At 38.4% G+C, this 14141-nt stretch carries 13 protein-coding genes and 3 pseudogenes; 3 read left to right on the top strand and 13 right to left on the bottom strand.

The window, feature by feature from the left end:
- Window positions 1-114: 114 nt before the first annotated feature.
- Window positions 115-864: a spermidine synthase gene (locus LOS73_RS12010; RefSeq protein WP_457933717.1), complete on the bottom strand. Its 750-nt coding sequence runs from the start codon at window positions 862-864 to the stop codon at window positions 115-117.
- Between the two features lie 618 nt (window positions 865-1482).
- Here LOS73_RS12010 and LOS73_RS12005 point away from each other — a divergent pair.
- Together LOS73_RS12005 and LOS73_RS12000 are read left to right on the top strand one after the other, a co-directional pair.
- The gene (locus LOS73_RS12005; RefSeq protein ID WP_008136414.1) at window positions 1483-2460 is read left to right on the top strand and encodes a DUF1852 domain-containing protein; all 978 of its coding nucleotides are present in this window, start codon (window positions 1483-1485) and stop codon (window positions 2458-2460) included.
- Window positions 2461-2538: 78 nt separating this feature from the next.
- Window positions 2539-3573 carry a methionine synthase gene (locus LOS73_RS12000; RefSeq protein WP_457933716.1) on the top strand — a complete coding sequence of 345 codons (1035 nt, stop codon included), beginning with the start codon at window positions 2539-2541 and terminating at the stop codon, window positions 3571-3573.
- Between the two features lie 113 nt (window positions 3574-3686).
- Here LOS73_RS12000 and LOS73_RS11995 read toward each other — a convergent pair whose 3' ends face one another.
- The 4 genes and pseudogenes from LOS73_RS11995 to LOS73_RS11980 all read right to left on the bottom strand — a co-directional run.
- Complete coding sequence (locus LOS73_RS11995) at window positions 3687-4112, bottom strand: aspartyl protease family protein (protein WP_457933715.1); 426 nt, start codon at window positions 4110-4112, stop codon at window positions 3687-3689.
- A gap of 109 nt (window positions 4113-4221) precedes the next feature.
- Window positions 4222-4794 (bottom strand): hypothetical protein, encoded by a 573-nt coding sequence (locus LOS73_RS11990; protein ID WP_007377128.1) that lies wholly within the window; start codon window positions 4792-4794, stop codon window positions 4222-4224.
- Between the two features lie 43 nt (window positions 4795-4837).
- Window positions 4838-5236 carry a hypothetical protein gene (locus LOS73_RS11985; RefSeq protein ID WP_457933714.1) on the bottom strand — a complete coding sequence of 133 codons (399 nt, stop codon included), beginning with the start codon at window positions 5234-5236 and terminating at the stop codon, window positions 4838-4840.
- Between the two features lie 215 nt (window positions 5237-5451).
- Window positions 5452-5585 (bottom strand): annotated as a pseudogene (locus tag LOS73_RS11980) (transposase); the annotation flags it as partial.
- A 3-nt stretch (window positions 5586-5588) separates the two neighbouring features.
- On the opposite strand from LOS73_RS11980, the pseudogene LOS73_RS11975 reads away from it, so the two are divergent.
- Window positions 5589-5990, top strand: a pseudogene (locus tag LOS73_RS11975) (group II intron maturase-specific domain-containing protein); the annotation flags it as partial.
- 76 nt (window positions 5991-6066) lie between these two features.
- Here the strand turns inward: LOS73_RS11975 and LOS73_RS11970 are convergent.
- The 8 genes and pseudogenes from LOS73_RS11970 to LOS73_RS11935 all read right to left on the bottom strand — a co-directional run bounded on the left by LOS73_RS11970 (window position 6067) and on the right by LOS73_RS11935 (window position 14131).
- On the bottom strand, window positions 6067-7374 hold the full coding sequence (locus LOS73_RS11970; protein WP_033031553.1) for an AAA family ATPase: 1308 nt from the start codon (window positions 7372-7374) through the stop codon (window positions 6067-6069).
- Between the two features lie 247 nt (window positions 7375-7621).
- A pseudogene (locus tag LOS73_RS11965) lies at window positions 7622-7802 on the bottom strand (hypothetical protein); the annotation flags it as partial.
- A gap of 48 nt (window positions 7803-7850) precedes the next feature.
- Window positions 7851-9019 (bottom strand): IS3 family transposase gene (locus LOS73_RS11960; protein WP_457933713.1). Its coding sequence is split into 2 segments (ribosomal slippage): window positions 7851-8773 and window positions 8773-9019, totalling 1170 coding nucleotides; the frame shifts between segments, so codons are not numbered across the junction.
- A 274-nt stretch (window positions 9020-9293) separates the two neighbouring features.
- The gene (locus LOS73_RS11955; RefSeq protein WP_193226389.1) at window positions 9294-10130 is read right to left on the bottom strand and encodes a DUF2971 domain-containing protein; all 837 of its coding nucleotides are present in this window, start codon (window positions 10128-10130) and stop codon (window positions 9294-9296) included.
- Between the two features lie 359 nt (window positions 10131-10489).
- Window positions 10490-11269, bottom strand: coding sequence for an SDR family oxidoreductase (locus LOS73_RS11950; protein WP_024592410.1), 780 nt, complete (start codon window positions 11267-11269; stop codon window positions 10490-10492).
- A 9-nt stretch (window positions 11270-11278) separates the two neighbouring features.
- The gene (gene mmsB, locus LOS73_RS11945) at window positions 11279-12178 is read right to left on the bottom strand and encodes a 3-hydroxyisobutyrate dehydrogenase (RefSeq protein WP_457933712.1); all 900 of its coding nucleotides are present in this window, start codon (window positions 12176-12178) and stop codon (window positions 11279-11281) included.
- A 10-nt stretch (window positions 12179-12188) separates the two neighbouring features.
- Entirely contained in the window at window positions 12189-13340 is a 1152-nt protein-coding gene (locus tag LOS73_RS11940) for an enoyl-CoA hydratase/isomerase family protein (protein WP_457933711.1), read from the bottom strand.
- Window positions 13340-14131 (bottom strand): enoyl-CoA hydratase, encoded by a 792-nt coding sequence (locus LOS73_RS11935; protein ID WP_024590175.1) that lies wholly within the window; start codon window positions 14129-14131, stop codon window positions 13340-13342. Before LOS73_RS11935 ends, LOS73_RS11940 begins: the two co-directional genes overlap by 1 nt.
- Between the last annotated feature and the right edge of the window lie 10 nt (window positions 14132-14141).

The following is a 14141-nucleotide window of genomic DNA, read 5'->3' as shown; positions in this document are numbered from 1 at the left end:
ACGTACTTTATTATTTTTATTCAGAGTATGATTAGTTTAACCAAGTTTAAATGAACAACAGATAGACGGATGGATTTAAACGCGCCATTTAACAGAACATCAAACTAACCATTTTTAATTAAATAAAAGCTCGGCATAGCGCGTCATTGGTACGTTTATTAATTTTTGTAACGCGTGAGCCTTAGCAAGTAATTCATCCTCACTAAGTACAGGCATTTTATTGTTAAAAGCAAAAACAATTTTATTGCCGCCTTCAATAATAAAACTAAAAATCTGTCCTGCAAATTCTTTCGCAAGAAGTTGATCGAACGCTTCCCTCTGTCCAACTTTGGTATGGCAAATATTAAGTACTAAAACACCATCAAAAGTGAGCGCATTTTTACAATCGCGTAAGTAGGATGATTGCACTTGATCTGATTCCATCCCTTCTGAGCTATATAAATCAGAAAAAATAACATCCGTTTTTATCTGCGTGTTTTTCATGTAGTTTGCCGCATCATCAATATGAATAAACAAACGTTCTGACACAGGAACTTTAAAATATTTTATAGCCATATCAGCAACGGCTTTACGGTATTCAACGGTATGTATAGTTAGTGCAGGAAACGCATGATAAAGACTTTTTGCTATAGAGCCCGCCCCAAGTCCCATTATCATCGCGGTTTTTAAATTGGGTATAAAAAAAAGCGCAGCCATCATCGCTTGCGTATAAGCTAAACTTAACCCGTTAATATTATTTAATTTAATACAGCTTTGATAAATTTTTCCGTCAAAGCTGAGAATTAGATTCTTTTTTGTTTGATATACATAAACAGGGCCATGCTCATCAATAGTTGATGCAATACAAGTGCCTTTGATATCCACGAATACTCAATAGGTGAGGTGATGAAAAACGAGTATAACTTAGTTAACGTACTACCATTGCTACTAATATGGCTAATAACGCTTTTATTAATTTACAAGCATTTATACGTACTCAAAAAAGTCGGTTTATCATTTAGGTTAGATGAGCTGAAGTATCTGCCTTTATAGCTAATTAAAACTTATCCAGTGATGAATTTTAGTATAAACAACGACGCAACATGCTAAAAACTTGGCTAATGTACTGTTATAGCTATAAAAAACCCCTTTGAATATTCCTCATGTTCAACATGAATAAAGTGCACACTCAAATAAGGGAAGTCTAAACGGCTAAACATCTATCCTTCGTTTTTATCGATTTATGCCTTTTTTTCGTCAATTACTACGTAATCGAATTTAACAATAATGATTAATGAATATGACTCATGTTTTATGTGAAATTAAACCGTTTTTCTTCATATAGCAATCAACGTATAAATTACTCATCCCTTAGCGCTAAACACTATTTAACAACTTAAAGCTGCTGAATACCTAAACCAGCTAAGCCAGCTAAGTAAGTTGCAAGGCTAATAGAGCGCAGAGCATCAATCAGGTTTAAATTATAAAATTGGATATAACACGATGAAAAAAGATTTTACATTTAATATAAAGAGCGTTTCACTCGACGAAAATTATCATCCATCAACTAATACGCGTATCACAACCAACTTTGCTAATTTAGCCAGAGGTGAATACCGCAAAGCAAACTTGCGTAACGCCTTAAACATGATTAACAACCGTTTTAATGCCCTAGCCCATTGGGATAACACCAAAGGTGAGCGTTATGCTGTTGAGCTTGAAATTATCTCTGTTGAAATAGGTATTGAAGATGGCGGCGAAAGCTTCCCATCAATCGAAATATTAAAAACAAACATTGTTGATCATAAAACTAATAAGCGCATTGAAGGCATTGTAGGAAACAACTTTTCATCGTATGTGCGCGACTACGACTTTAGCGTACTCCTACAAGAGCACAATAAAGGCAAGCCTCAATTTAGTATTCCTGATGACTTTGGGGTTTTACATGGCAAGCTATTTCAGTCATTCGTAAATTCGGATACATACAAACAAAACTTTAAAAAACCACCGGTTATATGCCTAAGTGTGTCAGATAACAAAACCTACAACCGCACTGAAAACCAACACCCGGTACTTGGCGTTGAATACGAACCAAATGAATCGTCTTTAACTGAGCAATACTTCAAAAAAATGGGCTTGCAGGTACGTTACTTTATGCCGCCAAATAGTGCAGCGCCTTTAGCACTGTTTTTCTTTGGTGATTTACTTAATGATTACAGCAATCTTGAGCTTATAAGCACCATTAGTACGATGGAAACGTTTCAAAAAATCTACAGACCAGAGATTTATAACGCCAACGCAACAGCGGGAAAATCATATAAACCAAACTTAAAAAACTTGGATCATTCACTAACGCAAATTGTGTATGACCGAGAAGAGCGTGGCAAGTTAGCAAATGAGCAAGGCAAGTTTGCACAAGAGCATTTTATCAAGCCGTATCAAACGGTTCTTGAGCAATTCTCTACTAGCTATCTGTCATAACAACTAATAGTAACATCCAGTAATAACGCGCTTAACGATACGTTTAATAATTAACTAAAATATACGGCATTATTTATTATGAAAAAATTACTACCTACATCTACCGCTGGCAGTTTACCTAAGCCTATATGGCTTGCAGAGCCAGAAACACTTTGGTCACCTTGGAAATTACAAGGTAACGAATTAACCCAAGGAAAACACGACGCCCTACGCTTGTCATTATTCGACCAACAACAAGCAGGTATTGATATTGTTAGCGATGGTGAGCAAACAAGGCAGCATTTTGTAACTACATTTATAGAGCACCTAAACGGTGTTGACTTTGAAAAACGTAAAACAGTAAAAATTCGTGACCGATACGACGCAAGCGTACCTACAGTTGTTGGCCCTGTTAGCCGTCAAAAGTCTGTGTTTGTTGAAGACGCTAAATTTTTACGCAACCAAACCAAACAACCTATTAAATGGGCATTGCCAGGCCCAATGACAATGATTGACACGCTTTACGACGATCATTATAAAAGCCGCGAAAAACTAGCGTGGGAATTTGCCATAATTCTCAATCAAGAAGCAAAAGAATTAGAAGCCGCAGGCGTTGATATCATCCAATTTGATGAGCCCGCGTTTAACGTATTTTTTGATGAAGTGAACGACTGGGGAATCGCCTGTTTAGAGCGCGCAATTGAAGGGCTTAAATGCGAAACCGCAGTGCATATTTGCTATGGCTACGGCATTAAAGCCAATACAGATTGGAAAAAAACACTAGGAAGCGAATGGCGACAGTACGAAGAAGCATTCCCTAAGCTTCAGCAATCTAATATCGATATTATTTCATTAGAGTGCCATAACTCCCATGTACCAATGGATTTACTAGAACTTATTCGCGGTAAAAAAGTAATGGTAGGTGCAATTGATGTAGCAAATCACACTATCGAAACGCCAGAGGAAGTAGCTAATACGCTACGTAAAGCACTGCAATTTGTAGATGCCGACAAACTTTACCCGTGTACAAACTGCGGCATGGCTCCACTACCTCACCATATAGCTAACGGCAAGTTAAATGCCTTGAGCGCTGGAGCTGAAATTATAAGAAAAGAGTTATTAAAAAAGAACTAAAAAAGTAGCTTTGAAATACAAATTGTAAACAATAACAGCTGTCGCACCATGTCATATTAAAATCCATAAACATGGTGCGTTAGATAAAATTTAAAGCACAAAGTTTAGGTTAGTTATTTAATTTTTTTATTAAAAAGCTCCAACCTATTTTTTGAAAAATCGATAACTGCTTGGTATTGAGTAAAAAAGGGAGAGCCTAACAAGCCATGTACTCCCTTTTCACCACCCGCTACCTGAACATGGTCAAGATTAAGTGACACAAAGCCTGGACTTTCAAACAGGGCATTTCCAAACTCAATTGAATGAACTTCTATATCCCCCATAGCGTGATCCGAAGTGCCCAAGCCTGCTGCATTCTCAATATTGAGTGCTTCTTCAATGCCTAACTTACTTAGGCATCCCCTGTCTAAAACAGATGTTCCAGCGCCAGTATCTAAAATAAAACGTAACAATTTACCGTTAATTTTAGCTTCAACAATTTGGTGGCCTGTTTCTGATATTTCAAACTCAATTACAGTTTTGCCTTCAGATAAATTCATATACGTTCCTTGCTATAAAGTTTTTAAAATCTTACTTACTATTTTCAGCTTCCCACAATTAATAGCCAAATTTTACTAGTCGCCCACCTCAGCGCGTTTTGTTATATGGCTATTTTCTATCTAACCAGCATTTTTCAAACACTACTTGGTTTGAGTTAGAAACAATTAACTTATGAACAAAACTCAAGTCATCCAAGAGAGCAGGATCATTGCCTACCATGTAAGTAACGCTTGATGAATTTACCCAATTACCATTAATACTAACTGACGCCTCATTTTTTAATAGTAATCCCTCGAATAGCCCTTGATATCCAGCCATAACATGAATGGCTTTACTCAACTCTCGTCCTTGCAAGCCATCTGTTGGAATTAAGAGGTTTGAGTGGTCTATAAGTTTGTTTTTTGGCATTTTAGATAAGCTTTCAAGTATGTAAGCTTTAGCGTCTTTTAAATATGCCTTATGGTTTGCCATATTATTTTTAACAAAGTCTATCGCTTTTGATACAGGTAAAATTACCTTTGAATAATTAGTTTTGTAGAAAATGGCTGGAAGCTCATAAGATTCGGGATGCACTAATTCAGATTCCCATTTAACTGGGTATTGGGTTGACTCACAAGGATCAGATTCTGCTTTCACAAAACCAGAAACTAAAATAACCGCTAAAACTAAAATTTTCTGCATACTTTCCCTAGCTATAGTCCAGCTTAGTTGGCTTGTTATGTGTTTATACCACTTTGTTTTTATTAGAAAAGTGACTGAACAAATAAACTATACCATACCAAGAAATACAACCAACAACATATACAACTATTTCGCGAAAACTGTAATAAGGTATAGCTCCGCTCCTTAAATCACCTATTGCGCCAATAAATAAACCAACTGAAATTAATGAACCGATGGCTAAACTTATGGAAGTATTGAGGAGCTTAGAAAATAAAAATGTAATGCATGCTGAAAAGAAACCTAAATAAATGATTATATGAAGCTCAATATAGTAAATGAGTTCAAGTTCATGCTTTTCACCTGCAAAGGGATAAAGTGGTTGTGGCGGTGCTAGAAAATAACCTAATAGCGCTCCTAGTAAAGTAGCTACAGGGATTAATAAAACTTTAAATTTACTCATAGTTTGAAAAACACATAACGAGCCTGTAGATTAACTCGTTTTTTTATTTGTTTTATTGATAAACAAACCATAGCTGAGTTCCTATTTTGGTTCAATCGATTACTGTATTTTATGCAGAATATAAAGTGGGAGTTTGGTGTTGTTTTAATTGGCGTTTTGGACGGGATTACGGGTACTTGAGTGGCTTTTATTTAGGGTAAAAGCGCTTACCCTTCTTAATGCATCGTGTTTTGCAGCTTTTCTATATTATGAACAAGGCAATACAGTTGCCGCAGCATAAACTAAAGGCATTCACTTTCGCTTGACCCCGTAAGGTCAATTTATTCATGCCTTTGTTCATTGTAATATTCCGCTAAAGAAATTTAAAGCAAATGTAAGAGAACTCACTAACCGCAACTGGGGGATCTCAATGACCCTACAAATTCATAAACTCACGCAGTATTTACGCGGCTGGGGACACTACTACCTAATAGCCAACGCTTATCAGCTAACGGTGGATTTAGATCACTGGATCCGCCGCAGGATAAGAATGTGCTACTGGCGGCAATGGCGTAAACCTCGCACCAAAGTACGCAGTTTAATGAAATTGGGTGTTAGCGAACGACTCGCCATAGCCTGTGGTATCACCAGTAAAGGCCCTTGTAGAAGCTCAAAAACAAAAGGAATTAACATTGCGCTAGGCAATGACTACTTAGCGTCACAAGGTTTAGTGTCATTGAGAGATATTTGGATCAATATTCATTACGGGAGATGAACCGCCCATTGCGGACCCGCATGATGGGTGGTGTGGGGGCTGGAGGTTAGAGACCTCCGGCTACCCGATTATAGCGCTATATATCCAAGCCATCCATTGGGCACAATATTTCATCTTTAATATTTTCAAGGTTCGCATTTTTCAGAAAAAAATAAAATGTAGAGTCGACTATTTTTAACTGCCTAGAGTTTGAATCGTATGCGATTACCGGCGGACGGATACCTTTGCTAGATTGCAATTCAGTCAACCCTTTGAGAGCTCTAGTCAATAAAGCACCATTTAAAGTGTCTTTTCTATGGTGTATTTGCTTCAATGCATGCAAAAGTGCTTCTTTGCTTATACCTCCGTTAACACCATGAAAACCTAGCTCCAAAATATGCATGACAATATAATAATGTAAAAAGTATGGCATTGGTTTATCTACAGAGATAGCGACGCCATTGCCACATGCCATAGATTCTAAATTTCTTAAATGTCGGCCTGAGTACTCTTCTGTTTTTGATTGAATTGCTTGGTCGTAAAACTCAATGTTATCAATAAACTTGTTTTCTAATTGTTTATTGATAACACCGCTTTTTATGCATGTGTTTTTTAAAAGCTCTTGGAATACACCTACACTCCCGAATGCATTTTCAATGCAACTCATCAAAATCACTGTTGAAAATGTAATATTCAGAACCTCTGAACCTTTAGTTGCAATTGCTTTAAAATCGTCTTCAAGCCATGGTTCAACTGGAATCTCAAAAATCCTATCTTGAAGTTCATTATTAAATTGCGCTAACCTATTCGCTTCTTTCCAAACACCCAAAATTATGAACCGTACCTTTAAATCTTGGAATGTCCTTAAATCATATGCAAATGTCCTTTGCAGTTCTTCAGGGAGGTAATGAAAGTTTTCTAAAATGATAACTTTTTTATGCCCAACTCTATGAATTAAATCAGCAACATCATCAGGCAGCTCCAAATTAAATTCTATTTCATCGAATTGATCTTCAAGTTTCGTATTTTTAGCTTTATCTAATCCTACTTCCACCTTGCCTTTTAAAACCATAGCAACTGCACCTTGAATAGAGGCTTTCGACTTTATTTTGGTGGAGTCACCAGTTCCTTCTGAGAAAGAAGTTTTTAGAACCACATCAGATTTTCGTAGTATAGATTGGTAAATGTCTTTAAGGGTTGTTTTGGGTGATAAACTAATAAGTATATTTTCTTCATACTTAATGTATTTTTTGACTAAAGCTGTCTTCCCTTGTTTGGAAGCACCATAAACAATAATTTGCTTATCGGTACGAAGTGCATCTTTAAATTTATCGTCAACTTGTTCCCTTTCAACGTGACTTTCAACTTGCTTACCACTAACTCCAAATACTTCTTCGACATTCACTGATACTACTTCCCTTTATGATGATACGACCAATTCTGATTGCGCTATAACGAGCCTGTAGATTAACTCGTTTTTAAATTTATTTTTATTGATAAATAGACCATAGCTGAGTTCCTATTTTGATTCAATTGATTACTGTATTTTTCATAGAATATAAAAGCTGGTTTGGTATTGTTTTAACTGGCGTTTTGGAAGGATTTACGGGTGTCTCAGTGGCTTTATTTTGGCTTAAAAGGGCTTCCCCTTTTTAGTGCATCGTGTTTTGCAGCTTTTCTATATTATGAACAAGGCAATACAGTTGCCGCAGTGTAAAGTAAAGGCATTCACTTTTGTTTGACCCCGTAAGGTCAATTTATTCATGCCTTTATTCACCGTAATATTCCGCTTTATATTTAAAGGAGAGCCGGTTTGATACAGCCAAGTCGTTTGCCATTCTTTAATAAACTGACGTGGTCAACTAAATTCAGTCACCCTAGTTAAGAAACCATATCTAATGTTTCGATTCGTTCTTCAAAGTCATTTGGGCTTTGATAATTTAAGTACGAATGTAAGCGACGACTGTTGTACCACATACAGATGTAATTCATTACATCCTGTTGAGCCTCATAACGCGTTGGGTAGTTTTTCCAATGCACGCGCTCTTGCTTCAAACTACCGAAGAAGCTTTCTGCAACAGCATTATCCCAGCAACAGCCTTTCTTACTCATGCTACCAATGAAGTCATTTGACTTGAGCAATTTACGATATTGGTGGCTTGCATATTGAACCCCTTGATCTGAATGGATAATTAACCCTGTTTTGGGCTGGCGTTGCCACATCGCCATAGTCAGTGCGTCACAGACAAGCTGCCCTTTCATTCGTGAGCCCATGCTCCAACCAACGACTTTGCGCGAATATAAATCAATCACTACCGCCAGATACAACCAACCTTCTGCAGTCCAAACATAAGTGATATCTTGTACCCAGGCTTGATCAGCTGCTTCAACGTTGAAGTTTTGCTCAAGTACATTGGGATAAATAGGCTTATTATGCTCACTATTCGTTGTCACTTTGTATCTCTTTTTATAACGCACCCAGACATTTGCCTCTTTCATTAGCTGTGCTGTTTTGTAACGACTCACCGGAAAACCGAGTGCATTTAAGACTTTCTGAATACGCCTTTCACCGTAAGTATTATCACTGAAGTGCGCTATGTCCTTGACACAATCAATCATTTCTTGATGTGTTGGATCCTCTGATTTAGTTGAGAATCGCTTTTGATAACTATAGTAATTGTTACTTTTTACACCCAGTATTCGGCACATTGTCGCCACAGGCCAGGTCTTCTTGTATTGGGTTATGAACGAATATTTCACTTCGTTTCTTTGGCAAAGAAGACCGTCGCTTTTTTTAATATTTCACGCTCCATTTCTAGGCGTTTCACTTGCGCTTTTAGCTCTCTGATCTCTTCTTGCTCAGGGGTTAAATTACCGTTCCCTCTAAAAGCATGCCCATCATCATTTTCAGCTTCTTTTATCCAGCGACCAAGCATGTTGGGATTTACCCCTAAATTTCTAGAGGCTTCTGCTTGTGAGTAGTTTTGCTCAACAACTAATGCGATAGCATCAAGTTTAAATTCTTTGGAATACTTTTTACGTTTTGTCATTATCGATCTCCAGTTAAGTTGATTATCTCTTAACTGGGGTAGTCGAATCCATTAAACCACGTCAAACAGCTATCGTAGCTCGATTGGGCTGTCTATTATTACTTTTATTTTTGTCTACATAGCTCAGCTTTTTGGGTGATTCATTATTTATAATAATGCACTCTTCATACTGTTTTTGTTGACATTTTTCACATTAATTAGGATGGGTGTCATCCTAATTTCCTTGGCGAAGCGAAACCTAACCCACTGTTTTATTTCCGTTTTAAAGCGCTTTTTACATTTTTTCTCGACTAAATAACAATTGTTCATTAATTCTAAACATTTCAGAATAAGAACAACCGAAATTTACATAGGGTATTAATTTATATTCCTCATCATGAACTCTTAGAAAAACAATATTAATACCCAATTCTTTATTAAATTTAAAAGCTAACGACTTTAACTCATCGTTTGAATTGCAACCAAGATATATACACTTAATGCTATCTAATGGGACGTCAGATACGTAAATATCGTTATTCATCGCATCTTTTACACCTATGTTGTTACACTCAGAAAGGCTTTTAGTTATTCTGATCTCATTTTCATAATCCCATACATCGGATTTGAAATATAAGTCATCGATAGCTACATATTCGTTCTCAATCAATAGCTTAGCATCAATAATTGGCCTTCGCGGATAATAATGTACTGGTCTTGATTTAAGGATGTATTTACTCTCAGGCTTAAATTCAATTACTAACCCCTGATGGGATTCAGCGTAGTGCGACCACATTAAAAAGTTGCTAGGAATTATAGTATCCGCCTGGGTAAGGCATAAGATCCCTATCTGATCATTAAGTTGCGAAAAGATTTCCTTACCATTTAACTTTTTCAATTGGGTAGCTATCGAAGGTTCTGTAATTATATATTTTTCAAAGAAGGATTCGTGTCCATGTATAACAAACTTACAGGGCCGTTCTTCTCCTTCATTAAAATTCACATCTGTCACATGAAATTCTGGCTGGAGTTCAAATGGGTCATTAAAAGCTTTCGGTTGAGATAGCCTAATTGTCTGCTCTTTAAGAAAACATTCAGATGCTATTTTTCCTAGATATTTATAAGTCTTCACCAAGCCTCCTATATAACACCATGAAATATAACAGCTTATTGAACACCCCAAAACGGTGTATATTACATAACTCAATAATTCCACCAAACAACTTTAATGTAAACAAGTAATTACGTATGTTATAAAATTACCATTGTTAAAATACGCCAAAACGACTTTTAATAATGTTATTAGACAAAACACAAACAACTGTCTATGCAAACAGTGCAGGTTTAAAGAGCTTATGTATAGCAAGCGGTTTACAACAAATTTATAAAAGGAGTTATCAGCCCTTTTTCAAGATTATAAACTCCCCGATTTAAAACAAAAAAGCATAACCCAAAGAGCTATGCTTTTAATCAACCTTAATCCAGTTCGGTTTACAAACGAATGCCGCCGTCTATTTCAACCACGCGGCCGGTAAAAAAGTCGTTTTCGATTATGTATTGTGCAGTATGGGCAATTTCGTCGCTTTCGCCTAAGCGCCCTACTGGCGTTACTGCGAGCATACGTTGTTTGGCTTCGGGCTTCATGGCGTCGGTCATGGCGGTACTTATTACACCTGGTGCAATAGCGCCTACACGTATACCAAAACGACCTAGTTCTTTAGCCCATGTGGTGGTAAGTGCCACTACGCCTGCTTTTGATGCTGCGTAATTTGTTTGGCCTATGTTACCTGCTCGCGCTACGCTCGACATATTAACTATAACGCCGCCTTTACCAGATTCAATCATGTGGCTTGCAGCTTCCCGCCCTGCTAAAAACACACCGGTCAGGTTTACATCAATAACTGATTGAAATTGCTCAAGAGACATTTTTTTAACGACTTTGCCGTCTTTAGCCTTTATAAACATGCCGTCGCGTAAAATACCGGCGTTGTTTATAAGCACACCAATGTGGCCAAAATCGCTGTTAATGGTATTAAATACGTTTTCTACTTCGCTCTCATTTGTTACGTTTGCGGCATAACCTTTAATATTGCTGGTTACACCTTCAAGCTGCATTAATTGCATAAGTTGCTCGCATGCGGTGTTTAATAAGTCTTGTGCCATATCTATTAAAGCAATGTTGGCACCCATAAGTGCAAACTTTTGCGCCATTGCAAAGCCTAAACCTTGTGCGCCTCCGGTTATTACTACCGTGTTATTTTTAATTTCCACGCGTTGCTCCTACTTAGAAAACAGTTTAAAAATGGCACTAAAGTCATCACTACCCGCACCTTGGTGCTGTAGCATAGTGTATAAATTTTTAGCCATTGAACCCATAGGGGTTGATGAATTACTTTGCTGCGCGGCTTCCATGGCAAGGCCTAAATCTTTAGCCATTAAATCAACCATAAAGCCTGGTTTGTAATCGTTACTAGCAGGGGCTGTATCCATTACACCTGGGCAAGGGTTGTAAAGTTCAAGCGTCCAGTTACGGCCAGAACTTGCGGTCATTATGTCGCTAAGTACTTTAGGATCGAGGCCGTTATTAATACCCATTTGCAGTGCTTCGCTGGTGCCTGCCATTAAAATGCTAAGTAGCATGTTATTACATATTTTTGCTACTTGGCCTGCGCCAATATCGCCTGCATGAAATATGTTTTTACCCATATCACTCAGCACTATATGTGCTTTATCAAACGCGGCTTTTTCGCCGCCTACAATAAAAGTAAGTGTGCCTGCGGTTGCGCCTGCAACGCCGCCCGATACCGGTGCATCTACAAAGCTTATTCCTTGTTTACCAAGTACGCTGCCTACAGTGCGTGCTGATCCTGCATCTATTGTTGAGCAATCAATTACTAATGTATTTTTGCTCAGCACATTAATTAAGCCGCTGTCGTCGTTATTTCCTAAATACAGCGATTTAACATGCTTGCCTGCAGGTAACATACTAATAAGTACATCAGCGTTAGTTGCGCACTGCTTTGCATCAACTGCGGCTTTTGCGCCTTTGCTTGCAAGTTCATTTACGACCGACTGGTTTAAATCGAACGCACTCACAGTATGTCCAGCTTTAATTAAGTTAGCCGCCATTGGGCCGCCCATATTGCCTAAGCCGATAAAACCGATATTGAGTTTAGTCATCGTCTTTCCTTTATTTGTGTATCGGCGTGTCTAAGCCATTGAGTGGATGGTTTTCGCCAAAGCGATTAGCAAAAAAGCTGTCGATTATTGTTTGTGGTACATCACTAAGTGTTTTGTACTGCCAATTAGGCGCGCCGTCTTTATCTATTAATAGCGCTCTTACGCCTTCTTGAAACTCACCTACTTCGCCAGCGCGAACCGACATACCCAGCTCCATTTTAAAACACGCTAATAAGCTTTTGCCTTTACTTGTTTTTAATTGCTCACTAACGAGTGCGCAGCTTAGTGGGCATCCGTGTTTTAGTGACTTTTGGGCGCGTTGTAGCCATTTATCGTCAGTAGCTAACCCTAAAATATAATCAACTTGCTCCTGCAAGGTTGTAAATTCACCCAGCTTTTGAATCGTTTTTAAATTAGCTTTTATATTGCCTTTTGGCATACGCGCAGATTGGTTGTCTAAATCGGTTAATAACTTAGTTAAACGCTCATGATTTAAGCTTGCGGTTTTGCCCCATTTAGCTGCTAAAATTTGCTCAAGCATGGAATCATATTTAGTGCTGTCGATAAAGTGATCACTAAGTGATACAAAACGCGCGTCGTCGCAGTTAATTGATGCCGACGTTAGCCCTAAAAAAAGCCCCACACTTTGTGGCATTTTATGTAAAAAGTAACTGCCGCCTACATCAGGGTATAAACCTATGGTTTGCTCTGGCATGGCAATGCGTGATGTTTCAGTAACAACGCGGTGGCTAGCACCGGCCATTAGCCCTAAACCGCCGCCCATCACTATGCCGTTACCCCAAACAAGGATTGGTTTATCAAAGGTATGAATAAGGTAATCAAGCTTGTACTCAAGCGTAAAAAACTCTTCAACTAAGCTTGTTGGTTTACCTTGCGCCATTGCATGATAAAGGCTTACAACATCGCCACCAGCACAAAATGCTTTATCGCCTGCGCCTTTTAACAAGACCATCGCAATAGCATCATCGTCTTGCCAAGCTCGCAATTGCGGTTCAAGTAATTTGATCATCTCAAAATTAAGTGCATTTAACGCTTTTGGCGCATTGAGTGTAATAAGCCCAATTAAACTGCCATTTTCTGCGGTTGCGGTTTCAAATACCACGGGCTCATCGGCGCTATTTAATAATGTTAAAGCACTCATTAGCCATTTACCCAGTTAGCGCGGCGTTTTTCTAAAAAGGCGTTTACGCCTTCTTGTTGATCTTCGGTATCAAATAAACCAACAAATAACTCGCGTTCAAGAGGTAATACACTTGCCATTGGTTGATGGCGCCCTTTTTGAATCAATGTTTTACATGCTGCAACTGAGGTGGGGCTTTGATCGGCCACTTGGTTGGCAAGTTTTAGTGCTGCCGCAAAGCTTTCACCTTGTGGTACTACTTCTTCTACTAAGCCAATTTGCAAGGCTTTATCAGCTTTTAAGCGCTCGCCGCATAAAATCATTCGTTTTGCCCAGCCTTCGCCTACCAGCCAAGCTAAATTTTGTGTGCCCCCCGCACAGGGTAATAACCCAACTTTAGCTTCAGGGAGCGCCATTTGTGCTTGCTCTTCAGCTATACGTATATCGCACGCTAGGGCAACTTCTAGCCCGCCGCCCATTGCATAGCCATTAATGGCTGCAACCGACACGCCTCTAAAATTAGTCAGTGCTTCAAATGCTTCACCAAATACACGCGACATATCGGCGGCTACGCCTTTATCGCCACCAGCAAATACATTTAGGTCGGCACCCGCGCTAAAAAACTTCTCGCCTTCACCAGTCAGTACTAATGCATAAATATTTTTATTATTATTAAGCTCATTAACGGTATTTTTTAAATCAACTAGGGTGTCTTTTGTCCAGGTGTTTGCTGGCGGGTTAGACATAGTTAAAATAGCAACATGACCTTCGGTTGTAAGTTCAATACTCGGATTAGATTTAGATTCTGACATACATTGCTCC

The sequence above is a fragment of the Pseudoalteromonas sp. SCSIO 43210 genome (genome assembly GCF_054133285.1).
The sequence above is the reverse complement of the archived record's forward strand: the minus strand, read 5'-3'. Positions and strand labels throughout refer to the sequence as shown.

Coding starts and splice junctions, on each gene's coding strand:
- LOS73_RS12005 (WP_008136414.1), top strand. CDS start 1,483: ATGAAAAAAGATTTTACATTTAATATAAAGAGCGTTTCACTCGACGAA.
- LOS73_RS11990 (WP_007377128.1), bottom strand. CDS start 4,794: ATGCAGAAAATTTTAGTTTTAGCGGTTATTTTAGTTTCTGGTTTTGTG.
- mmsB (WP_457933712.1), bottom strand. CDS start 12,178: ATGACTAAACTCAATATCGGTTTTATCGGCTTAGGCAATATGGGCGGC.
- LOS73_RS12000 (WP_457933716.1), top strand. CDS start 2,539: ATGAAAAAATTACTACCTACATCTACCGCTGGCAGTTTACCTAAGCCT.
- LOS73_RS11995 (WP_457933715.1), bottom strand. CDS start 4,112: ATGAATTTATCTGAAGGCAAAACTGTAATTGAGTTTGAAATATCAGAA.
- LOS73_RS11985 (WP_457933714.1), bottom strand. CDS start 5,236: ATGAGTAAATTTAAAGTTTTATTAATCCCTGTAGCTACTTTACTAGGA.
- LOS73_RS11935 (WP_024590175.1), bottom strand. CDS start 14,131: ATGTCAGAATCTAAATCTAATCCGAGTATTGAACTTACAACCGAAGGT.
- LOS73_RS11940 (WP_457933711.1), bottom strand. CDS start 13,340: ATGAGTGCTTTAACATTATTAAATAGCGCCGATGAGCCCGTGGTATTT.